Below are 22,217 nucleotides of genomic sequence, written 5' to 3' on the forward strand. Positions count from 1 at the left end.
CAGGGCGGTCACACCCACTTTCCAAGAAGCCTGGAGATCGACCATGAGTCACTTCATTGATCGGCTGAACTTCTTCCGCAAGGCCCGCGAGCCCTTCGCCAACGAGCATGGCGAGACCCGCGAGGAGTCGCGCGGCTGGGAGGACAGCTATCGTCAGCGCTGGCAGCATGACAAGGTCGTGCGTTCCACCCACGGGGTGAACTGCACCGGCTCCTGCAGCTGGAAGATCTACGTCAAGAACGGCCTGGTCACCTGGGAGACCCAGCAGACCGACTACCCGCGCACCCGCCCGGACCTGCCCAACCACGAGCCGCGCGGCTGCCCGCGGGGCGCCAGCTACTCCTGGTACCTCTACAGCGCCAACCGCCTCAAGTACCCGCTGATCAGAAAGCCGCTGCTCAAGCTGTGGCGCGACGCCCTCAAGGAGAAGAAGGACCCGGTCGACGCCTGGGCCTCCATCGTCGAGGATCCCGCCAAGACCAAGCAGTACAAGCGCGCCCGGGGCATGGGCGGCTTCGTGCGGGCCAACTGGGACGAGCTCAACGAGCTGGTCGCCGCCTCCAACGTCTACACCGCCAAGCAGTTCGGCCCGGATCGCATCATCGGCTTCTCGCCGATCCCCGCCATGTCCATGGTCAGCTACGCCGCGGGCAGCCGCTACCTGTCGCTGATCGGCGGCGTCTGCATGAGCTTCTATGACTGGTACTGCGACCTGCCGCCGGCCAGCCCCCAGACCTGGGGCGAGCAGACCGACGTGCCCGAGTCCGCCGACTGGTACAACTCCGGCTACATCATCGCCTGGGGCTCCAACGTGCCCCAGACCCGTACCCCGGACGCCCACTTCTTCACCGAGGTGCGCTACAAGGGCACCAAGACCGTCTCCATCACCCCGGACTACGCCGAGGTCTCCAAGCTCACCGACGAGTGGCTGTCGGTCAAGCAGGGCACCGATGCGGCCATCGCCATGGCCATGGGCCATGTGATCCTCAAGGAGTTCCACCTCGAGAAGCCCAGCGCCTACTTCACCGAGTACGTGCGCCAGTACTCCGACATGCCCTTCCTGGTGGAGCTGGAGCAGCGCGAGGACGGCAGCTACGTGCCGGGCAAGCAGATGCGCGCCAGCGACTTCGCCGACGGCATGGGCGAGGACAACAACCCCGAGTGGAAGACCGTGGCCTGGGACGAGAGCCGCGACCAGCTGGTGGTGCCGCGCGGCTCCATCGGCTTCCGCTGGGGCGAGGAGGGCAAGTGGAACCTCGAGCCCCGCGACGCCGCCGGCGACGAGATCAAGCCGCTGCTGACCCTGGCCGACCACCACGACGACGTCGCCAAGGTCGCCTTCCCCTACTTCGGCGGGCTCAAGCACGAGCACTTCGACCACGTCGAGAGCGGCGGGGCCAGCGACGAGCTGCTCTACCACAGCCTGCCCGCCAAGCGCCTGAAGAAGGCCGACGGCACCGACGTGCTGGCGGTCACCGTCTTCGACCTGATGTGCGCCAACTACGGCATCGATCGCGGCTTCGGCGAGGACGACGGCGCCACCTCCCTGGACGAGGTGAAGCCCTACACCCCCGCCTGGCAGGAGAAGATCACCGGCGTGCCCGCCGAGCAGGTCGCGCGCATCGCCCGGGAGTTCGCCGAGAACGCCGACAAGACCCAGGGCCGGTCCATGATCATCGTGGGTGCCGCGATGAACCACTGGTACCACATGGACATGAACTACCGCGGCCTGATCAACATGCTGATCATGTGCGGCTGTATCGGTCAGAGCGGCGGCGGCTGGGCCCACTATGTCGGCCAGGAGAAGCTGCGCCCGCAGACCGGCTGGACCCCGCTGGCCTTCGGCCTGGACTGGAACCGTCCGCCGCGCCACATGAACTCCACCTCCTTCTTCTACAACCACTCCTCCCAGTGGCGCTACGAGAAGCTCGAGATCAAGGAGATCCTCTCCCCGCTCGCCGACCACAGCAAGTACAGCGGCAGCCTGATCGACTTCAACGTGCGCTCCGAGCGCATGGGCTGGCTGCCCTCCGCGCCCCAGCTGGGTGCCAACCCGCTGCGCCTGGCCAAGGCCGCCGAGGCCGCCGGCCTGTCCACCAAGGACTATGCCGTCGAGCAGCTCAAGGCCGGCAAGCTGGCCTTCGCCGCGGAGGATCCGGACAACCCCCAGAACTTCCCGCGCAACCTCTTCATCTGGCGCTCCAACCTGCTGGGCAGCTCCGGCAAGGGCCACGAGTACATGCTCAAGTACCTGCTGGGCACCCGCCACGGTATCCAGGGCAAGGACCTGGGCGACTTCGGCGGCCAGAAGCCGGAAGAGGTGAAGTGGCACGACGAGGCGCCGGAAGGCAAGCTCGACCTGGTGGTCACGCTGGACTTCCGCATGTCTTCCACCTGTCTTTACTCGGACATCGTGCTGCCGACGGCCACCTGGTACGAGAAGAACGACCTCAACACCTCGGACATGCACCCCTTCATCCACCCGCTGACCGCGGCCACCGACCCGGCGTGGGAGTCGCGCAGCGACTGGGATATCTACAAGGGCATCGCCAAGGAGTTCTCCCGGGTCTGCGTGGGGCACCTGGGCGAGGAGACCGACCTGGTCACCCTGCCGCATCAGCATGACTCCCCCGCCGAGCTGGCCCAGCCCGAAGTGCTGGACTGGAAGAAGGGCGAGTGCGAGCCGATCCCCGGCAAGACCATGCCGGCGCTGATCGAGATCAAGCGCAACTACCCCGAGACCTACGAGCGCTTCACCTCCGTGGGCCCGCTGCTGGAGAGCATCGGCAACGGCGGCAAGGGCATCAGCTGGAAGACCGAGTCCGAGGTGGAACTGCTCGGCAAGCTCAACCATCGCAAGCTGGAGGGCTCCTCCAAGGGTCGCCCGCAGATCGAGACCGCCATCGACGCGGCCGAGATGATCCTGACGCTGGCGCCGGAGACCAACGGCCAGGTGGCGGTGAAGGCCTGGGACGCGCTCTCCAAGATCACCGGGCGGGATCACACCCACCTGGCGATCAACAAGGAGGAGGAGAAGATCCGCTTCCGCGATATCGTCGCCCAGCCGCGCAAGATCATCTCCAGCCCGACCTGGTCCGGCCTCGAGGACGAGCACGTCTCCTACAACGCCGGCTACACCAACGTGCACGAGATGATCCCGTGGCGCACCGTGAGCGGCCGCCAGCAGTTCTATCAGGATCACGCCTGGATGCGCGCCTTCGGCGAGAGCCTGCTCACCTACCGGCCGCCCATCAACACCAAGACCCTGGTGAGCTTCGAGGCACCGGCCGACAACGGCTACAAGAGCAAGGCGCTGAACTTCATCACGCCGCACCAGAAGTGGGGGATCCACTCCACCTACTCGGACAACCTGCTGATGCTGACGCTGAACCGCGGCGGCCCGGTGGTCTGGCTCTCCGAGGATGACGCCGCCGAGGTGGGCATCGAGGACAACGACTGGGTCGAGCTCTACAACGCCAACGGCTCCATCGCCGCGCGTGCGGTGGTCAGCCAGCGGGTCAAGGTTGGCATGGTGATGATGTACCACGCCCAGGAGCGCCAGGTGAACGTGCCGGGCTCCGAGGTCTCCGGCACCCGCGGGGGCATGCACAACTCCGTGACTCGGGTCTGCCCGAAGCCGACCCACATGATCGGTGGCTACGCGCAGCTCTCCTACAGCTTCAACTACTACGGCACCGTCGGTTCCAACCGCGATGAGTTCGTCATGGTTCGCAAGATGAAGCACATCGACTGGCTGGATGGCGAGGGCAATGACTACGTGCAGGAGGCCGTGAAATGAAGATTCGTTCCCAGGTAGGCATGGTCCTCAATCTCGACAAGTGCATCGGTTGCCACACCTGTTCGGTGACCTGCAAGAACGTCTGGACCAGCCGCGAGGGCGTCGAGTACGCCTGGTTCAACAACGTCGAGACCAAGCCCGGCATCGGCTATCCCAAGGAGTGGGAGAACCAGAAGAAGTGGAAGGGCGGCTGGATGCGCCGCAAGGACGGCAAGATCGAGCCGAAGATCGGCGGCAAGTGGCGGGTGCTGGCGAACATCTTCGCCAACCCCGACCTGCCGGAGATCGACGACTACTACGAGCCGTTCACCTTCGACTACGAGCACCTGCACACCGCCAAGATCGGTGAGCACCAGCCGGTGGCGCGCCCGCGTTCGCTGATCTCCGGCGAGCGCATGAAGAAGATCGAGTGGGGCCCGAACTGGGAGGAGATCCTCGGCACCGAGTTCGCCAAGCGTCGCCGCGACATGAACTTCGAGAAGGTGCAGGCCGATATCTACGGCCAGTTCGAGAACACCTTCATGATGTACCTGCCGCGCCTGTGCGAGCACTGCCTCAACCCGACCTGCGTGGCCTCCTGCCCGTCCGGCGCCATCTACAAGCGCGAGGAGGACGGCATCGTCCTGATCGACCAGGACAAGTGCCGCGGCTGGCGGATGTGCATCTCCGGCTGCCCCTACAAGAAGATCTACTACAACTGGAAGACCGGGAAGTCGGAGAAGTGCATCTTCTGCTACCCGCGCATCGAGGCCGGTCAGCCGACCATCTGCTCCGAGACCTGCGTGGGCCGCATCCGCTACCTCGGCGTGCTGCTCTACGATGCCGACCGCATCGAGGAAGTGGCCAGCTCCCCGGACGAGCGCGACCTCTACCATCGCCAGTGCGAGATCTTCCTGGATCCCAACGATCCCGAAGTGATCGCCCAGGCGAAGAAGGACGGCATCACCGACAACGTGATCAAGGCCGCCCAGGAGAGCCCGGTCTACAAGATGGCCATGGAGTGGGGCCTGGCGCTGCCGCTGCACCCGGAGTACCGCACCCTGCCCATGGTCTGGTACGTGCCGCCGCTCTCGCCGATCCAGTCCGCCGCCGAGGCCGGCAAGATCGAGTTCGACGGCGTGATGCCGAAGATCGAGTCGCTGCGCATCCCGGTGAAGTACCTGGCCAACATGCTCACCGCCGGTGAGGAGGCCCCCGTGGTGCTGGCGCTCAAGCGGCTGATGGCCATGCGCCTCTACATGCGCGGCAAGCACGTGGAAGGCCAGGCCAACGCCGAGGTGCTGGAGGACGTCGAGCTGACCGAGGCTCAGGTGGAGGAGATGTACCGCTACCTGGCCATCGCCAACTACGAGGATCGCTTCGTGATCCCCACCAGCCACCGCGAGATGGCCACCGAGGCCTTCCCGGAGCGCGGCGGCTGCGGCTTCACCTTCGGCGATGGCTGCCACGGCGAGAGCAAGCCGAGCCTGTTCAACGGCCGCTCCCAGACCACCACCCTGGTCAAGCCGGTGGAATCCTTCGATCCGCAGAGCGATGGGCGGCGCGACGAGAAAGCCGAGGAGGTGCGTCATGGCTGAAGCAGCCCACAAGATGGCCGAGCCGGCGGTTGGCATGCGCAGCCTGCGCGTGCTGGCCCGCCTGCTCGACTACCCCACCGAGGAGCTCCAGGCCGCGGCCGGCGAGCTGATCGAGATCATCGACCAGGAGCGCCGCCTGCCGGCGGCGCTGCGCACCGCCCTGATGGACTGGTGCCAGCGCATCGCCGACGGCGACCTGCTCGAGCTGCAGTCCGAGTACGTGGCCCGCTTCGACAAGGGGCGCGCCACCTCGCTGCTGCTCTTCGAGCACGTCCACGGCGAGTCCCGCGACCGCGGCCAGGCCATGGTCGACCTGATGGCGGAGTACCAGGCCGCCGGCTTCGAGCTGGATGCCCGGGAGCTGCCCGACTACCTGCCGATCTTCCTGGAGTACCTCTCCACCCGAGAGGAAGCCGAGATCGGCCGCTGGCTGGGCGAGATCCGCCATATCCTCGGCCTGATCACCGCGCGCCTCGAGGAGCGCGGTGCCGATCATGCCCTGGTGCCGCGCGCGCTGCTGGCGCTGATCGGCGCCGAGGCCGAGGCCGACGCCCACCGCGAGGAGGTCCAGGGCGAGTCCCGCGATGACACCCCCGAGGCGCTGGATGCGGTCTGGGAAGAGGAGGCGGTGCGTTTCTCCGCCGAGTCCGACCAGGACTGCGCCCTGCAGTCCGCCGAGGGCCGACGCCTGGCCGAGCGCAAGCAGGGCGTGCAGAGCGAGGCCGTTCGCATTCTCTCACCCGAGGCGATGCCTCCGGTGACGGGTCGTTAACAGGAGAATCACCATGTCCGCATTCGGCACCTATCTCGACCATCTGATCTACGGCTACTACCCGTACCTGGTTGGCACCGTCTTCCTGGTCGGCAGCCTGCTGCGCTACGACCACGGTCAGTTCACCTGGAAGACCGGCTCCAGCCAGATGCTCTCGTCGAAGAACATGCGCCTGGCCAGCAACCTCTTCCATATCGGCATCATCGTGATCTTCTTCGGCCACCTCTTCGGCATGCTGACGCCGCACTGGGTCTACTCGCCCTTCCTGCACGCCGGCACCAAGCAGCTGCTGGCCATCGTGGTGGGCGGTATCGCCGGGGCCATGTGCCTGGTGGGCGGCGCCATGCTGCTGCATCGCCGCATCACCAACCCGCGGGTGCGCGCCTCCTCCAGCACCATGGACACCGCCATCCTCGGGCTGATCGTCTTCCAGGCCTTCCTGGGCATGATCACCATCTTCTTCTCCCTGGGCCACATGGACGGCGAGATGATGGTCACCCTCTCCAGCTGGGCCCAGGCCATCGTCTTCTTCGGCGGCGGCGCGGCGGCCTACATGGAGAACGTCTCCTGGATCTACAAGCTGCATATCTTCCTGGGGCTGACCATCATCCTGCTCTTCCCCTTCTCGCGCCTGGTGCACGTGTGGAGCATCCCGCTCGGCTATATCACCCGTCGTTACCAGCTCGTGCGTAAGCGGGGCTAAGGGGCCATCACCATGCAGAAGATCGATATCGAGATGATCCCGGGGGGCGCGAGCCCCCCTCCCATCAAGGTCGGCGCGGTCACCATCGAGGAAGCCGATATCGCCCAGGAGATGCAGTACCACCCGGCGGACTCCGCCGGTACCGCCCAGCTCAAGGCGGCCCGGGCGCTGGTGGTTCGCGAACTGCTGCGCCAGCGCGCCGCCGAACTGGGGCTCGCCGAGGTCTCGGGCGAGGCGCTGGAGGAGGGCGACGCCGCCATCGCCGCCCTGCTCGAGAAGGAGCTCGACATTCCCGATCCCTCCGAGGAGGACTGTCGCCGCTTCCACGCCGCCCACGTCGAGCGCTTCAGCGAGCCCACCCGCCTGAGGGTGCGCCATATCCTGCTTGCCGCGGCACCGGATGACGCCGAGGCCCGGGATGCCGGCTACCGCCAGGGCGAGAAGCTGCTCAAGGAGCTCGCGTCCTCGCCCGAGCGCTTCACCGAGTTCGCCATGCGCTTCTCCGCCTGCCCCTCCAAGGAGCAGGGCGGCGAGCTGGGCTGGCTGGCCCCGGGCCAGACCGTCGCCGAGCTGGACCGCGCCCTGCAGCACCTTCCCGAGGGGCTGCACGACCGTCCCCTGGCCTCTCGCTACGGCTGGCACCTGATCGCCATCGACGAGCGCGTCGAGGGCCGCGAGCTGCCCTATGAGCAGGTGGCCGAGCGCGTGCGTCACAGCCTGCGCGAGCAGTCTACCCGCCGCTCCCTGCGCCACTACCTGCTGGTGCTGGAGTCGGAGATCGGCGTCGAGGGCATTGCCCTGGATGACGACAGCGCCAACTCGCTGATGCAGTAGAAATGCCTGCGCAGGCGAATCGCTGCGTTGCGCGGCGCTCGCAATCCTCACCTAGAAACCACTAGGCTCCGGTTGCTGCGCGCCTTGCGCCTTGCGCTTCATCCTTCTCGGCGATTTCTACACCTTGCTGATATTTCTCTTGCTTGCCGCCGCCCGTCCCGCGGGCGGTCAGGAGGACCCCATGGCCCATGTCCACGCCAATACCCCCTTCGCCCCGCTCGGCATCGCCGTGCTGACCGTCTCCGATACCCGAGGGTTCGACGAGGATGGCAGCGGCGACCTGCTGGCCGAGCGCCTCACCGAGGCGGGCCACGCCCTGGTGGAGCGGCGCATCGTGCCGGATGATATCTATCGCGTCCGTGCGGTGGTCTCCAAGTGGGTGGTGCGTGACGACATCCAGGTGGTGCTGGTGAACGGCGGGACCGGCTTCACCCGGCGCGATACCACGCCGGAGGCCCTGATGCCGCTGTTTGACAAGGCCATCGACGGCTATGGCGAACTGTTCCGCCACCTGTCGCTCGAGAGCATCGGCACCTCCACCATCCAGTCCCGGGCCGTGGGCGGGGTGATCGACCGCACCCTGGTGTTCGCCATGCCCGGTTCGCCCAAGGCCTGCGCCACCGCCTGGGACGGCATCCTGGCCGCCCAGCTCGATGCCCGCACCCGGCCCTGCAACTTCGTGGCCATGGTGCTGCCCGAGGCGGCGCGGCGCTGCGCCAGCCGCCAGCCACCTAGTGAGGGTGCCTCGACCGACTCCACGGCGTCGCGTAAGGAGGCCGAGTCATGAGCGGCTGCGGATGTGCCGAGGTGGTGACTCCCGGGCTGCTCGACCTCTTCGACGCCCGCGGCCGCATGGTCGCCGCGGCACGCCCCGTCGACGGCATCGAGACGGTCGCCCTGGGTGAGGCCTATCGTCGGGTGCTGGCCGAGGATCTCCTCGCGACCCTCGACATGCCCGGAGTCGACAACAGCGCCATGGACGGCTACGCCCTGCGCCTGGCCGAGCTGGGCCCGGAAGGCCTGCCGGTAGCCCTGCGCGTGCCGGCCGGGGCCGGCGTGCTGGAGCTTCCCGAGGGGGGCTGCGCGCGGATCTTCACCGGTGCGCCGCTACCCCTGGGCGCCGATGCGGTGGTCCCCCAGGAGCGGGTGACCCTGGATGCCGAGGGGCGCATGCACGTCGAGGGTGACGTCGCGGAGGGGGCCAATATTCGCCGCTGCGGCGAGGAGACCCGCCGGGGTGCGCTGCTGCTGCCCGCCGGCGCCCGCCTGGACGCCGCGGCCATCGCCCTGCTGGCCAGCCACGGCGTCGGCGAGGTGGCGGTGATACGCCGGCTCAAGGTCGCGCTGATCTCCACCGGCGACGAACTGATCGAGCCCGGTACCCGTCGGGCACCGGGCCAGGTCTATGACAGCAATCGCGCCATGCTGAGCGCGCTGATGGCCCAGTCCGGCTGCGAGGTGCTCGATCTGGGCGTCATCGCGGACACTCCCCTTGACCTGCATCAGGCCTTTGCCAGGGCCCGTGACGAGGCCGATCTGGTAGTCTGTACGGGCGGCGTTTCGGTAGGAGAAGAGGACCATGTGCGCCCGGTCATCGAGCGGCTGGGCGGCATTGCCTTTCACGGCGTGGGCATCAAGCCCGGCAAGCCCTTCGCCCTTGGCTACCTGGGCGAGTCCCTGCATACCGGCACCCCGCTGATCGCCCTGCCGGGCAATCCCGTGGCCTCGCTGGTGGGTTGGCAGTTCCTGGGGCTGCCCTTCGTGCAGGTGCGCCAGGGCCGCCAGGCGGCACCGCTTCAGCAGTTCCCGGTTGCCGCGGGCTTCTCGCGACGCGGGCCCAAGGGGCGTCGCGAACTGCTCAGGGTGGTACTCGACTGGAGTGCCGGAGCGCCGGTGGCACACCTGGCCGGTGGCCAGGGGTCCCATATGCTGAGCGCGGCAAGCCAGGCCCATGGCTACCTGGTGATAGACGCCAACAAGAATGTGGAGAAAGGCCATGCCTACGGATACTGCCCCACAGCCCAGTTCCTCGACTGAGCTGCTGTTCAATCCGCGCCAGCTGCGCGACCTGGTGCGCGGTGTGCCCTGGCTGACGGGCCTCTCCGATGAAGAGGTGGAAGCCCTGCTGGGTATCGGTGAGCTGCGCACCCTGAAGAGCCGCGAGTGGCTGTTTCGCCAGGACACCCCGGCCGAGTGGCTGCATATCGTGATCAGCGGCACCGTGCGCCTGGTGCGCAGCGCCGGCGACGGCCGCATGGCCACCATTCGCTGCGTGGAGCGCGGCGGCACCCTGGGCGAGCTGAGCATGGTCTCCCGGGAGGGCGTCTACCTTTACTCCTCCGAGGCCCTGCGCCGTACCCATGTGCTGTCGATCCCGGCGGCGCACTGCCGGGAGATCCTGGATCGCCAGCCCGAGTGTCGCGCCGAGTTCATGAGCCGCCTGGCACTGGAGCTCACCGATCGCCTCGAGGACCTGGCGCTGCTGACCCAGGGCGATGCCATGTCGCGGCTGGTCAGCTATGTGCTGCGCCAGCTGCCTTCCGGGCGCAGCCGCAGCCCGAAAGTCGTGCGCCTGACGATTCCCAAGCGCTGGCTGGCGGCCCAGCTCGCCATGACCCCCGAGACGCTCTCTCGACTGCTGGCCAAGCTGCGCGACAGCGGCGCCATCAATATCGATCGCCAGCGGCTCACCGTGCTGGATGAGCAGAAGCTGCGCGACTTCATGATGACCGACGACTGACCTCCTTCGGGACGTCGGGCGTATATCGGAATAGGGAGGCACCATGTCCCGAGCCACCAAGAAGCCCCGTACCCTGGTCTACTCCTGCTCCGGCTGCTCCGACGTGGCCCAGCTGGCCAACGACGTGGCGCTGCGCCTGGATCACGGCGGCGTGGCGGAGATGTCCTGCATCGCCGGCGTTGGCGGCGGCGTGCCGGGCCTGGTCCGTACCGCCCGCTCCGGTCGGCCCATCGTGGCCATCGACGGCTGCCAGATGCACTGTGCCAGCCACTGCCTGGCCAATGCCGGCGTCGCCCCCACCGAACACGTGAGGCTCTACGAGCGCGGCCTGCGCAAGCGCCGCGGCCACTTCTATGACGAGGCTACCGTCGCCGAGGTGGCAAGCGACGTGGGCGAACTGATCGCCCGGCTGCCCATGGACGCCGAAGCCGTCGTCGAGCCTGCGAAGGCCCGCGCATGAGCGCCCTCGTCGACGGCTTCGGCCGCACCGTCCGCTACCTGCGCCTCTCGGTCACCGACCGCTGCGACTTCCGCTGCGTCTACTGCATGGCCGAGGAGATGACCTTCCTGCCCCGCGCCCAGGTGCTCACCCTGGAGGAGATGGCCACCCTGTGCCGCGCCTTCGTGGAGCTGGGCGTGGAGAAGATCCGCCTCACCGGCGGCGAGCCCCTGGTCAAGCGCGGCATCGAGACCCTGGTGTCGGAGGTCGGCGCCCTGCCGGGCCTTCGCGACTTCGCCATGACCACCAACGGCGCCGGCCTGGTCAAGCATGCCCGGGCCCTGCGCGAGGGCGGCCTCAAGCGCCTCAACGTCAGCCTCGACACCCTGGACCCGCAGCGTTTCCGCGCCCTGACCCGCACCGGTGACCTGGCCAGGGTGATTGCCGGCATCCGTGCCGCGAGGGAGGCCGGCTTCGAGCGCATCAAGCTCAACGCCGTGATCCTCAAGGGTCGCAACGACGACGAGGTGCTCGACCTGGTCGAGTTTGCGCGCCGGGAGCGGGTGGATATCAGCTTTATCGAGGAGATGCCGCTGGGCCAGGCGATCGGCCACGACCGCGCCTCCACCTTCTGCTCGAGCGACGAGGTGCGCGGGATCATCGAGCCCCGCCACGCCCTGGTGCCCACCACCGAGACGACGCTGGGCCCCTCGCGCTACTACCGCATGGCGGACTCCGAGAGCCGGGTCGGCTTTATCTCGCCCCACAGCCACAACTTCTGCGACGCCTGCAACCGGGTGCGCGTTACCGCCGAGGGGCGACTGCTGCTCTGTCTCGGCAACGAACACTCCGTGGACCTGCGCGCCGTGCTGCGCCGCCACCCCGGCGACGCCGAGCGCCTCAAGGCCGCCATCGTCGCCGCCATGACGAAGAAGCCAGAGCGCCACCACTTCACCACCGACGGCGACGTCCAGGTGGTGCGCTTCATGAACATGACGGGCGGGTAACGAGAGGCCGGGCGCGTGCGACTGGACTACACAGGGCCTCTGCCCGAACCGGTGGGCTTCCTGCTGCTGCCGCGCTTCTCGATGATGGCCTTCTTCTCGGCCGTTGAGCCGCTGCGCATCGCCAACCGTATCAGCGGTCGGCCGCTGTTCGACTGGACCCTGTTCGGTCTGGATGGGCAGCCGGTCACCGCCAGCAACGGCATGACCCTGATGGTCGACCAGCCGGCGGGTGACATCCACGCCCTGCCGTCCCTGGCGGTGTGCAGCGGCTTCGCGCCCGAGGCGCACCTGAGCCGGCCGCTGATGGCCTGGTTACACCGCCTGGACCAGGCCGGCTGCGCCCTGGGCGGGCTCGACACCGGTTGCTTCCTGCTCGCCGCCGCGGGGCTGCTCGAGGGCGAGCGGGTCACCCTGCACTGGGAGAGCCTGCCGGCGTTCCGCGAGCGTTTTCCTGCCGTCGAGACCTCCGACGAGCTGTTCGAGCTGGGGCCGCGGCGTTTCTCCTGTGCCGGTGGCGCCGCCGCCATGGACATGGCCCTGGAGGTGATTGCCCGGCGCCACGGCACCCGCCTGGCGGTGGATGTCTCCGAACAGCTGATCCATGACCGGCTGCGCAACCGCAGCGACCAGCAGCGCATGACCCTGGCGCGCCGCCTGGGTACCCATAATCGCCGCCTGGTGCAGGCGGTAGCGCTGATGGAGCGCCATCTCGAGGCGCCGCTGTCCCTTGCCGAGATTGCCCGGCGCTGCGGGATCACCCCGCGCCAGCTGCAGCGGCTCTTTGCCGACACCCTTTCCAGTACGCCCCAGGGCTGGTACCTCGGCCTGCGCCTGGGGCGCGCCTACTACCTGTTGACCGAGACCGACCTCGACGTGTTGGCGGTGAGCCTGGCCTGCGGCTTCGCCTCCGCTTCCAGCTTCTCCCGCGCCTTCAAGGAGCGCTACGGCCAGCCGCCGCGCGAGATACGGCGGCGGGCCGGTAGCGGCTAGGGGCGGAACACCGCCAGGTCGGCCTACCGCTCGTTCAGGCGGCGCCGCCGTCTGGCGTCGAGGCTCTCGCGGAACAGCGAGAGCAGCACGCCGGCGGTCATCACCAGGATCACCACGCTCAGCGGCAGGGCGGCGGCGATCAGCGCCGTCTGCAGGGCGGTGAGGCCGCCGGCCACCAGCAGCACCGCGGCGACCAGGCCGATCACCACGCCCCAGAAGACCCGGAAGCGCGCCGGCGGCTCCTCGTCGCCCAGCGACAGGATGGTGGTCAGCACCAGGGTGCCGGAGTCCGAGGAGGTGACGAACCAGCTCATCAGCAGGAACACCATCATCGCCGAGAGCAGCCAGCCGAAGGCGCCGGTGCCGACGATGCCGTCGGCGGTGGCGAACAGCGCCGCCGGCAGCTGCCAGGCGTTGACCAGTTCGATGATGCCGGCGCTGCCCGGGCCGCCCGCGGCGTGGAGCTCCTGATACATGGCGTTGCCGCCGAAGATGATCAGCCAGACGAAGATGATCAGGGTGGGAACCAGCAGCACCCCCAGCACGAATTCACGCAGGGTGCGCCCCTTGGAGATGCGCGCGATGAAGAGCCCCACGAAGGGCGCCCAGGCGAGCCACCAGCCCCAGTAGAAGATGGTCCAGCCCTGCTGCCACTCGGCGGTGCCCGGCTCGTCGGCGTGCCACAGCCCCATGGGGATGAAGTTGATGGCGTAGTCGAGCAGGGTCTCGCCGAAGGCCATGATCAGCCACAGGGTGGGGCCGCCGATCAGGAATATCCCTACCACGGCCAGTGAGACCCAGACGTTCATCTCCGAGATCACGCGAATGCCCCGGCGCACGCCGGTGACCGCCGAGAAGATGGAGATAGCCGAGATCCCGGCGATCAGCAGCAGCTGGGTCGAGAGGCCCGAGCCGACGCCCACCAGGCGCTCCAGGCCAACCGCCATCTGGCTGACGCCCAGGCCCAGGGAGGTGGCCACGCCGAAGACGCAGCCGAGCACGCCGAGGATATCGAAGAGGTGGCCGAGGGGGCCGAAGATGCGGTCGCCCACGAAGGGGTAGAGCGCCGAGCGCAGCGCCAGGGGCAGCCCCTTGCGGTAGGCGAAGTAGGCCAGCGACATGCCGACGATCACGTAGATCGCCCAGCCGTGCAGCCCCCAGTGAAAGAGCGTGACGCGCAGCGCATCGATGGCCCGCTCGTGGCCGATGGCGGTGGCGCCGGCCATGTCGGCATGGGGGTTGTTGGGATAGCCGAAGGCGCCGGTGTCATCCAGGTAGAAGACCGGCTCGGCGACGCCGAAGAAGAGAATGCCGATGCCGATACCCGCCGAGAGCAGCATGGCCAGCCAGGCGAAGTTGCTGAATTCGGGGCGGCTGTCGTCGGGTCCGAGGCGCACGCTGCCGTAGCGGCTGAAGACGATGAAGGCGCAGACCGCCAGCAGCAGCATCACCGTGACCAGGTAGTAGCCGCTGAAGGTGGTCTCGATCCAGGTGCGTGCCGTGCCGAACAGGTTGCCGGCCGTCTCCGAGCCGAGCCCGGTGAAGAGTACGAAGAGCAGCACCAGGCCGCCGCTGGTCAGCGTCATGCCCTTGTGCATGCCCTGAAAGACGCCGCCCTGAGCGAGCTCGGTCACCATGTAGTCGGTGTTGAGTTCGGCTCTGGGCGAAGCGTTGCTGGGCGGCGATGAGGGGCGGTGGGGGGGAGTTGGCGTAGCGATGTTCTTGTCCTCCTTGGCCGGGCGTCGGGCCGGCAGTCCCGGTGGGCCGCCCGCGGTGGCGGGCGGTCCGGCGTTGCTGCGCTGTCAGCGCCGAATGGCGATGGTGCGCCCGGCGAGCTCCGGCCAGGCGCCCGTCTCGGCCTGGGGCAGGGCGGTGATCGCCTCGGCCACCGGCGCCGGGAAGGCGTCGGGCCGGCCGCTCTCCTGGTTCATGCCCATCAGCATCTGCTCGCTGGTGGCCAGCAGGTTGCCCTCAGCGTCGTTGAGCGCGAAGAAGACGTGCAGCCGCTTGGCGTCGCGGTCCAGCAGGGTCAGCGCCACGCTCAGCGGCTCCCCCTCGTGGGCCTCGCGGCGGTAGCAGAGGTGGGTCTCCAGGGTGTAGAGCGTATAGCCGTGACGGGCACGCCCCTCGGCATCGAGGCCGATATGCTCCATCAGCGCCTCTACCGCCAGTGAGAAGACCCGGGCGTACTCGGCGTCATTCATGTGGCCGTTGTAGTCGACCCACTCCGGGGCGACGCGGGTGTTGAGGATCTCCATCAGATGCGCCCCTCCAGGCCCTCGGCCTCGGGCCAGTACTTCTGGACCAGGCCGAGCAGCTCCACCAGGAAGTCGTCCCGACGGCGGTCCAGCTCGGCCACCGGGCGCCCGGCGGCCTGGTGCTCGCACCCCTCGACCACCCGGTCGATCAGCTCCTCGGTGAGCTCCGGGGCCTCGAGCTTGGTCCAGGGGAGCTTCAGGGCGGGGCCGAACTGCTCGAGCATATGGCGCATGCCCGCCTCGCCGCCGGCGAGGTGGAAGGTGAGGAAGGTGCCCATCAGCGACCAGCGCAGGCCGCAGCCGTAGACCACCGCGGCGTCCACCTCCTCGGTGGTCGCCACGCCGTCGTTGACCAGGTGCAGTGCCTCGCGCCACAGCGCCTCCATCAGCCGGTCGGCGATATGCCCCTCGATCTCGCGGCGCACCGCCAGGGGACGCATCTCGAGCTCTCGGTAGAGCGCCGCGGCGCGCTCGACCTCGGCGGGCTCGGTGGCCTCGCCGCCGACCAGCTCCACCAGCGGCAGCAGGTAGACCGGGTTGAAGGGGTGGGCGACGATCACCCGCCCCGGCGCCTTGGCGCAGTCCCGCTGCAGGTCGCTGGGCTTGAAGCCGGACGTCGAGGAGCCGATCAGCACCTCCGGCGCCGCGGCGGCGTCCAGGGCGGCGAGGATCTCGCGCTTGAGATCCAGGCGCTCCGGCACGTTCTCCTGGATGAGATCGGCGCCGGCCACGGCCGCCTCCAGGCTATCCACGAAGGTGAGCCGGGCGGGGCTGGCCCCCTCGGCCAGACCCTGACGCGTCAGCGAGGCCCAGGCGTTGTCGACGAAGGCGCGGGTGCGTGCCGGGGCCTCCGGAGCCGGGTCGAAGGCCACCACGTCCCAGCCCCGGGCCAGGGCCCTGGCGATCCAGCCGTTGCCGATCACCCCGGTACCGATCACGGAGAGCTTGCGGCTCATGCCTCACCTCCTGCGCGCTTCGCTACCGGCTGGCCGCTCTGCGGGTCGCGCAGCCCCAGGTGGGCGCGGGTCTCGGCGGGGGTCATGACCCGGGCGCCGAGGTTCTCGATCAGGGTGGCGGCGTGCTCCACCAGCTGGGCATTGGTGGCCAGGGTGCCCTTCTTCAGATAGAGGTTGTCCTCCAGGCCGACCCGGGCGTGGCCGCCCAGCAGCACCGCCTGGGCGGCCATGGGCATCTGGTGGCGGCCGATGCCGAAGGCGGCCCAGTGGGCGCTTGCCGGCAGCTTGTTGCGCATGGCCAGCAGGGTCTCGGTGTCCGCCTCGGCGCCCCAGGGGATGCCCAGGCAGAGCTGGTAGAGGGGGGCGCCGTCGATCAGCCCCTCCTGCTGCAGCTGGCGGGCGAACCAGACGTGGCCCAGATCGAAGCACTCCAGCTCCGGCTTGACGCCGGCGGCCTGCACCAGGCGGGCGTGCTCGCGCAGCCAGTCGGCGGGGTTCACGTAGACCATGTCGCCGAAGTTGAGGCTGCCGCAGTCCAGGGTGCAGAGCTCGGGCAAAAGCTCACCCACCGGCGCGTGGCGCTCGGCCGGGGTCTGGATATCGGTGCCCGGCCCGCCGCGGGTGGGGTCCTCGGCGTCGGGGATCCAGTCGCCGCCGCCGCCGGCGGTGATGTTCATGACGATATCCACCTCCGCCTCGCGCACGCGCTCCATCACCTCGCGGAAGTGGTCGAGCGAATGGCTGACGGCGCCGGTTTCGGGGTCGCGCACGTGGATGTGTGCCACGCTGGCCCCGGCCTTGGCGGCGGCGATGCAGTCGTCGGCGATCTGCTTCGGCGTGACCGGCACATGGGGGCTCTTGGCGGTGGTGTCGCCGGCGCCGGTGACGGCGCAGGTGAGGATGACGTTGCGGTTCATGGTCGGCTCCTGAGGAACGGATGGCTGATGTCAGGAGCAGTGTGGGGGAGGAGGCGCGAAGGGAGTTTTCGGGGTGCGACTTTTTATGTGCGAAATGCGACGCCTGGGTGGCGAGGGCGGCGGCCTCCGCTCAGCGCGGCAGCGATCAGGTGGTGCGCGCGGACCTGGGGGCGTGGGTCATGTATGCCCTGGCATCTGCCCTGCTCATGGCGGCCCGCTTGCCGCCGGTCGCACGCAGGCTGCCAAGGTTGCGTCAGCGACTCGCCAGCGCCGATTAAGACAAGGGCACCCGACGCGACACAGCGCCGCCCCGGGTGCCCGAGATCGAAGGCGATGCTTCCAGGGCTATTCGGTTCAGTAGAGGTGCACCGCCTCGAAGCGGACACGTGCCTCGCCCTCACCATCGACGAGCGTCAGGCTTTCGCCCTCGACTTGCCAACTGGCGACGTCGCCTAGGGCATCGAGAAATTCGCGTTCGAACTCCATTACGTCGCCGGGACACGCCATCATGGTGGTGGCCAGCTGACCAAAGCTCAGCTGGTCGCCATCAAGTTCGTACCCCCCCATCATGCGGTTGCAGCCGGTGGAGCCAGCCAGCCGAGCCTCCTCAGCGTGCAGCACCAGGTGCGCCTCGCGTGTCTCGGTGACGGCCACCGCCTGACGCTCGCCCACTGTCACCAGCTTCCAGTAAGTATTCTCCAGCGGTTCATCGCCGGCACCTCCACCGGAAGTCGCGTCAAGCCCGGAACAGCCGGTCAAGGCCATTGTGCTGGCCAGCAGGGCTAAAAGAGCAAATTTCTGTTTCATAGGACCATTCCAGCGCCATTTAGAAGCCTTATCAGACCACTCGGCGGCATAAGGTTCCACGGCACGCACTGCTCTGGTCGCAGGGTTTCTTGCATTACACAGTGACTGCAGCACGTTAGTCCCTACGGCAGAGGCAGGAGAGCCAGGCTATGTGCAGTGGTTATGACAGGCCTGACCCTGCCACTGCGGTTAGCTACTTCATCCGCACCGAGTTCCGTCCCGCAGGCAGCCTTCGAGGCCGGCTCTGCCGGGCGAACGGCGCCGCCCGGCGCCGACATGCAGGCGAAGTACAAGGAGACCTCGGTGGGAGTCCTCGCCGTCAACGCCATCGAGTGCTGAGTCTGCTGTCTATCACTGCACCAGCCTGGCCAGCTCCTCCAGATAGCACTCCAGCACCAGGTTGGGCGGTGCGCCTTTGCGTGTAATGGCGCTGTAGTGAGTGCAGTAACGCCACCTCTCAGGGCACAGGGCGCGCATGCGCCCATCGCGGACCCAGCCTTCGGCGTAGTGGGTCGGCAGATAGCCGATAAAACGGCCGGAGAGGATCAGGAAGGCGATGCCTTCGCGGTCGCTGGCCGAGGCGGCCTCCTTTAGCGGTTCATGAACTTCCTTGATCTCGGAGGTCTGGGCATAGGCCGGGACTACGGCATCGTAGTCGGACAGCGTCGCCTCGTCGATGCTCTCCACATCGAACAGCGCATGTTCATTGGAGCAGTAGAGGCGTGACTCCTCGGCGTAGAGCGAGAGGTAATGCAGCCCCGGTAGCACCTTGAGATCGGGAATTACTCCGGTGTGGAGGCGACCGTCGAGCACTGCCATCTCGATATCGCTGGGGGGGATCATGCGAATGTTAATGCGCACCTCGGGGCCGCGTTCCTTGAGCGCGCTGAGTGCATCTGTGATATGCATCTGGGGCATCGTTACCAGATTGTCGGTGATGCCGATATTGAGCTCGCCCTTGAGCTGGGCATGCAGGCCGTTGACTCGAGTACGAAACCCCTCCACAGCGGCGAGCAGCTGAAGAGTTGATTCGTAGACCTCTGTACCCTCGTTGGTCAGGGCGAAGCCGCTGCGTCCGCGCTGACAGAGGCGCAGGCCAAGCCGTGTCTCCAGGTCGTTCATCGCCATGCTGATGGCAGCGCGGCTGATGCCTAGTGCCACCTCAGCGGCAGAAAACCCCCCGCACTCCACCACCTTGCGATAGATCCGCAGCAGCCTTAGATCGGTGTCCCCGAGCTGTCCCATGGGGAGATTCCTGCGCTGTGTCATCGTGCGCCTCCTCTGGCTGTCGTGCCCCACAGCCGTGCTGTGGTGGGTATGCGGCTGGTGGGGTTTAAGTTAACTAATCGCTTGCATGAGATTAAATACCTTGTGGTTTAACTAATGCAAACAAAGGGCTAGCTTGAACCCTGTGCCTAGGTCGATGCCGGCCGCAACATCGCTCTTGATATCCGCCGTCGATACCTACAATAAGGGAGGCTAACGCCATGACCGCACAGCAGTTTCGTCACGCCGCCGGTTTGAGTTCCGAGCAGCTGGACGCCTACTGGATGCCCTATACCGGCAACCGTCAGTTCAAGCGAGATCCGCGCATCATCGTCGGAGCCCAGGGCAGCTACCTGATCGATGCCGATGGACGTCGGATCTTCGATGGCCTGTCGGGACTATGGACTTGCGGCGCCGGCCACTCGCGCCCCGAGATTGCCGATGCCGTCAGCCGTCAGCTGCGCGAGCTGGACTATGCACCAGCCTTCCAGTTTGGCCACCCCAAGGCCTTCGAGCTGGCCCATCGCCTGCGTGAGCTGACGCCGGAAGGGCTGGACCACGCCTTCTTTACGGGCTCCGGCTCCGAGAGCGCTGATACTTCCCTGAAGATCGCCCGTGCCTACTGGCGCAAGAAGGGCAAGCCCACCAAGACCAAGTTGATCGGTCGCGCCAAGGGCTATCATGGGGTCAACTTCGGCGGTATCAGCCTGGGCGGCATCGGCGCCAACCGCGCCCTGTTCGGCCAGGGCGTGGACGCCGACCACCTGCCCCACACCCTGATGGCCGAGAACGCCTTCACCCGCGGTATGCCCGAGCGCGGCGCAGAGAAGGCCGAAGAGCTGCTGGAGCTGATCGCCCTGCACGATGCTTCCAACATCGCCGCCGTGATCGTCGAGCCCCTGGCCGGCTCCGCCGGGGTAATCCCGCCGCCAGTCGGCTACCTGCAGCGGCTGCGCGAGATCTGCGATCAGCACGACATCCTGCTGATCTTCGACGAGGTGATCACCGCCTTCGGGCGCATGGGCGCCATGACCGGCGCCGAGGCGTTCGGCGTGGTCCCCGACATGATGAACTTTGCCAAGCAGCTGACCAACGGCGCGGTACCCATGGGCGGGGTGATGGTTAAGGGCGAGATCTACCAGACCTTCATGGAACAGGGCGGTCCCGATTACATGCTCGAGCTGCCCCACGGCTACACCTACTCCGGCCACCCGGTGGCCTGTGCCGCGGCCCTGGCCTCCCTCGACATCCTGGAGCAGGAGAAACTCATCGAGCGCGTCCAGCAGGTGAGCCCGCTCTTCGAGGAGGCGCTGCACGGCCTCAAGGGCACGCGCTATATCAGCGATATTCGCAACTACGGCCTCGCCGGGGCGTTGACCATCGAGTCCTACCCCGGTGAGCCGGCCCGCCGCCCCTTCGAGATCGCCATGAAGTGCTGGGAGAAGGGTTTCTATGTTCGCTACGGCGGCGACACCATTCAACTCGGCCTGCCCTTTATCGTTGAGAATGAGGAGATCGATCGGATCGTCAATGTCCTGGGCGACGCCATCGGCGAGCTGGCTTGAATATTTCTCACGACGGAACCTTCCCACAACAACGCAACAGCAAAAGAGGTAATCCATGACAGCACTCGGCCACCTGATCAACGGCGCTCGCGTCGATCGCCAAGAGCGCAGCCAGGATCTTTACAACCCCTCCACTGGTGAGGTGAAGGGCCAAGTCAGCCTGGCCGCCAAGGCAACCGTTGAAGAGGCCATTGCCGCTGCTCAGGCGGCCTTTCCGGCCTGGCGCGACACGCCGCCGGCCAAGCGGGCTCGGGTGATGTTCCGCTTCAAGCAGCTGCTCGAGGAGCATGCCGATGAGATCGTGCGCCTGGTCGGTGAAGAGCACGGCAAGATCGTTCACGATGCCCAGGGCGAACTGGCCCGCGGTATCGAAAACGTGGAGTACGCCTGCGGGGCTCCCGAGCTGCTCAAGGGCGAGCACAGCAAGAACACCGGGCCCGGCATCGACTCCTGGAGCGAGTTCCAGCCGCTGGGCGTGGTGGCCGGCATCACCCCCTTCAACTTCCCCGCCATGGTGCCGCTATGGATGTACCCCATGGCGATCGCCTGCGGTAACACCTTCGTGCTCAAGCCCTCCGAGCGTGACCCCACCTCGGCGCTGTTTATCGCCGAGCTGGCGCTGGAGGCGGGGTTACCTGCCGGCGTGCTCAACGTAGTCAACGGCGACAAGGAGGCCGTGGATACCCTGCTCGACGATCCCCGGGTCCAGGCGGTCAGCTTCGTTGGCTCCACGCCCATTGCCGAGTACATCTACTCCCGGGCCAGCGCCAACGGCAAGCGCTGCCAGGCCCTGGGTGGTGCCAAGAACCACGCCATCGTCATGCCCGATGCCGACATGGACAATGTGGTCAGCTCCCTGAACGGGGCCGCCTTTGGCTCCTCTGGCGAGCGCTGCATGGCGCTCTCGGTGGCGGTGGCGGTGGGCGACGAGGCCGCCGACGCCCTGATCGCCAAGATGCAGGAGCAGATGGCCTCCCTCAAGGTAGGTCCCTGCCACGATGCCGGGAACGACTTCGGCCCGGTGATCACCAAGGCCCACCAGGAGAAGGTGTGTGGCTACATCGATAGCGCCGAGCAGCAGGGCGCCACCATCGTGGTGGATGGTCGCGGCGTGCAGGTCCCCGGCCATGAAGAGGGCTTCTATGTAGGGGGTACCCTCATCGACCGTGTGACCCCCGAGATGACCTGCTACCAGGAGGAGATCTTCGGCCCGGTGCTGCTGGTGATGCGGGTGGACACCATGGAGGAGGCCATGCGGCTGATCGACGAGCATGAGTACGGCAACGGCACCTGCATCTATACCCGGGACGGCGAGGCGGCGCGCTACTTCAGTGATCGCATTCAGGTGGGTATGGTCGGCATCAACGTGCCGCTGCCGGTACCGGTCTCCTACCACAGTTTCGGCGGCTGGAAGCGCTCTCTTTTCGGCGACCTCTCCGCCTATGGCCCCGACTCGGTGCGCTTCTATACCCGGCGCAAGACCATCACCCAGCGCTGGCCCTCGGCCGGCGTGCGCGAGGGGGCGCAGTTCTCTTTTCCATCTTGACATGCTGAAAAAGAAAAATAATCATTAGAGATGATTGATTT

Annotated in this window: 19 protein-coding genes; 13 read left to right on the forward strand and 6 right to left on the reverse strand. The window is 67.2% G+C overall.

The window, feature by feature from the left end:
• Positions 1-43: 43 nt before the first annotated feature.
• The 11 genes from ACRYRV_RS08870 (at position 44) to ACRYRV_RS08920 (ending at position 12,861) form a co-directional block, all read left to right on the forward strand.
• Positions 44-3,799, forward strand: coding sequence for a nitrate reductase subunit alpha (locus ACRYRV_RS08870; RefSeq protein ID WP_309636634.1), 3,756 nt, complete (start codon positions 44-46; stop codon positions 3,797-3,799).
• Entirely contained in the window at positions 3,796-5,376 is a 1,581-nt protein-coding gene (gene narH / locus ACRYRV_RS08875; RefSeq protein WP_444985371.1) for a nitrate reductase subunit beta, read from the forward strand. Before ACRYRV_RS08870 ends, narH begins: the two co-directional genes overlap by 4 nt.
• Positions 5,369-6,148 (forward strand): nitrate reductase molybdenum cofactor assembly chaperone, encoded by a 780-nt coding sequence (gene narJ, locus ACRYRV_RS08880; RefSeq protein ID WP_309636636.1) that lies wholly within the window; start codon positions 5,369-5,371, stop codon positions 6,146-6,148. The genes narH and narJ overlap by 8 nt, the downstream gene beginning before the upstream one ends.
• A gap of 13 nt (positions 6,149-6,161) precedes the next feature.
• On the forward strand, positions 6,162-6,851 hold the full coding sequence (gene narI / locus ACRYRV_RS08885; RefSeq protein ID WP_309636637.1) for a respiratory nitrate reductase subunit gamma: 690 nt from the start codon (positions 6,162-6,164) through the stop codon (positions 6,849-6,851).
• Positions 6,852-6,863: 12 nt separating this feature from the next.
• Positions 6,864-7,685: a peptidylprolyl isomerase gene (locus ACRYRV_RS08890; RefSeq protein ID WP_444985370.1), complete on the forward strand. Its 822-nt coding sequence runs from the start codon at positions 6,864-6,866 to the stop codon at positions 7,683-7,685.
• A gap of 181 nt (positions 7,686-7,866) precedes the next feature.
• Entirely contained in the window at positions 7,867-8,472 is a 606-nt protein-coding gene (gene moaB, locus ACRYRV_RS08895; RefSeq protein ID WP_444985369.1) for a molybdenum cofactor biosynthesis protein B, read from the forward strand.
• Entirely contained in the window at positions 8,469-9,722 is a 1,254-nt protein-coding gene (locus ACRYRV_RS08900) for a molybdopterin molybdotransferase MoeA (protein ID WP_444985368.1), read from the forward strand. Before moaB ends, ACRYRV_RS08900 begins: the two co-directional genes overlap by 4 nt.
• A complete protein-coding gene (locus ACRYRV_RS08905; RefSeq protein ID WP_309636641.1) occupies positions 9,682-10,425 on the forward strand; it encodes a Crp/Fnr family transcriptional regulator in 744 nt (247 codons plus the stop codon). Before ACRYRV_RS08900 ends, ACRYRV_RS08905 begins: the two co-directional genes overlap by 41 nt.
• A gap of 43 nt (positions 10,426-10,468) precedes the next feature.
• A complete protein-coding gene (locus ACRYRV_RS08910; protein ID WP_253446834.1) occupies positions 10,469-10,885 on the forward strand; it encodes a putative zinc-binding protein in 417 nt (138 codons plus the stop codon).
• Positions 10,882-11,871: a GTP 3',8-cyclase MoaA gene (moaA, locus tag ACRYRV_RS08915; protein ID WP_444985367.1), complete on the forward strand. Its 990-nt coding sequence runs from the start codon at positions 10,882-10,884 to the stop codon at positions 11,869-11,871. The genes ACRYRV_RS08910 and moaA overlap by 4 nt, the downstream gene beginning before the upstream one ends.
• Positions 11,872-11,886: 15 nt before the next feature.
• Positions 11,887-12,861 carry a GlxA family transcriptional regulator gene (locus ACRYRV_RS08920; protein WP_444985366.1) on the forward strand — a complete coding sequence of 325 codons (975 nt, stop codon included), beginning with the start codon at positions 11,887-11,889 and terminating at the stop codon, positions 12,859-12,861.
• Between the two features lie 23 nt (positions 12,862-12,884).
• Here the strand turns inward: ACRYRV_RS08920 and ACRYRV_RS08925 are convergent, their stop codons facing one another.
• From ACRYRV_RS08925 to ACRYRV_RS08950, 6 genes are all read right to left on the reverse strand, one after another.
• Positions 12,885-14,498 (reverse strand): BCCT family transporter, encoded by a 1,614-nt coding sequence (locus ACRYRV_RS08925; protein WP_444985365.1) that lies wholly within the window; start codon positions 14,496-14,498, stop codon positions 12,885-12,887.
• 165 nt (positions 14,499-14,663) lie between these two features.
• Positions 14,664-15,119: a thioesterase family protein gene (locus tag ACRYRV_RS08930; protein WP_305498704.1), complete on the reverse strand. Its 456-nt coding sequence runs from the start codon at positions 15,117-15,119 to the stop codon at positions 14,664-14,666.
• The gene (locus ACRYRV_RS08935) at positions 15,119-16,075 is read right to left on the reverse strand and encodes an L-carnitine dehydrogenase (protein ID WP_444985364.1); all 957 of its coding nucleotides are present in this window, start codon (positions 16,073-16,075) and stop codon (positions 15,119-15,121) included. The genes ACRYRV_RS08930 and ACRYRV_RS08935 overlap by 1 nt, the downstream gene beginning before the upstream one ends.
• Positions 16,072-16,992, reverse strand: coding sequence for a 3-keto-5-aminohexanoate cleavage protein (locus ACRYRV_RS08940; RefSeq protein ID WP_444985363.1), 921 nt, complete (start codon positions 16,990-16,992; stop codon positions 16,072-16,074). The genes ACRYRV_RS08935 and ACRYRV_RS08940 overlap by 4 nt, the downstream gene beginning before the upstream one ends.
• A 354-nt stretch (positions 16,993-17,346) precedes the next feature.
• Positions 17,347-17,799, reverse strand: a complete 453-nt coding sequence (locus ACRYRV_RS08945) for an META domain-containing protein (RefSeq protein ID WP_444985362.1) — start codon at positions 17,797-17,799, stop codon at positions 17,347-17,349.
• 351 nt (positions 17,800-18,150) lie between these two features.
• A complete protein-coding gene (locus tag ACRYRV_RS08950; protein ID WP_444985361.1) occupies positions 18,151-19,044 on the reverse strand; it encodes a LysR family transcriptional regulator in 894 nt (297 codons plus the stop codon).
• Between the two features lie 242 nt (positions 19,045-19,286).
• On the opposite strand from ACRYRV_RS08950, the gene ACRYRV_RS08955 reads away from it, so the two are divergent.
• Both ACRYRV_RS08955 and ACRYRV_RS08960 read left to right on the forward strand, forming a co-directional pair.
• Complete coding sequence (locus ACRYRV_RS08955) at positions 19,287-20,630, forward strand: aspartate aminotransferase family protein (protein WP_309636649.1); 1,344 nt, start codon at positions 19,287-19,289, stop codon at positions 20,628-20,630.
• Positions 20,631-20,685: 55 nt separating this feature from the next.
• Positions 20,686-22,176 (forward strand): CoA-acylating methylmalonate-semialdehyde dehydrogenase, encoded by a 1,491-nt coding sequence (locus tag ACRYRV_RS08960; protein WP_444985360.1) that lies wholly within the window; start codon positions 20,686-20,688, stop codon positions 22,174-22,176.
• Positions 22,177-22,217 lie beyond the last annotated feature (41 nt).

This window comes from Halomonas mongoliensis (genome assembly GCF_052496345.1).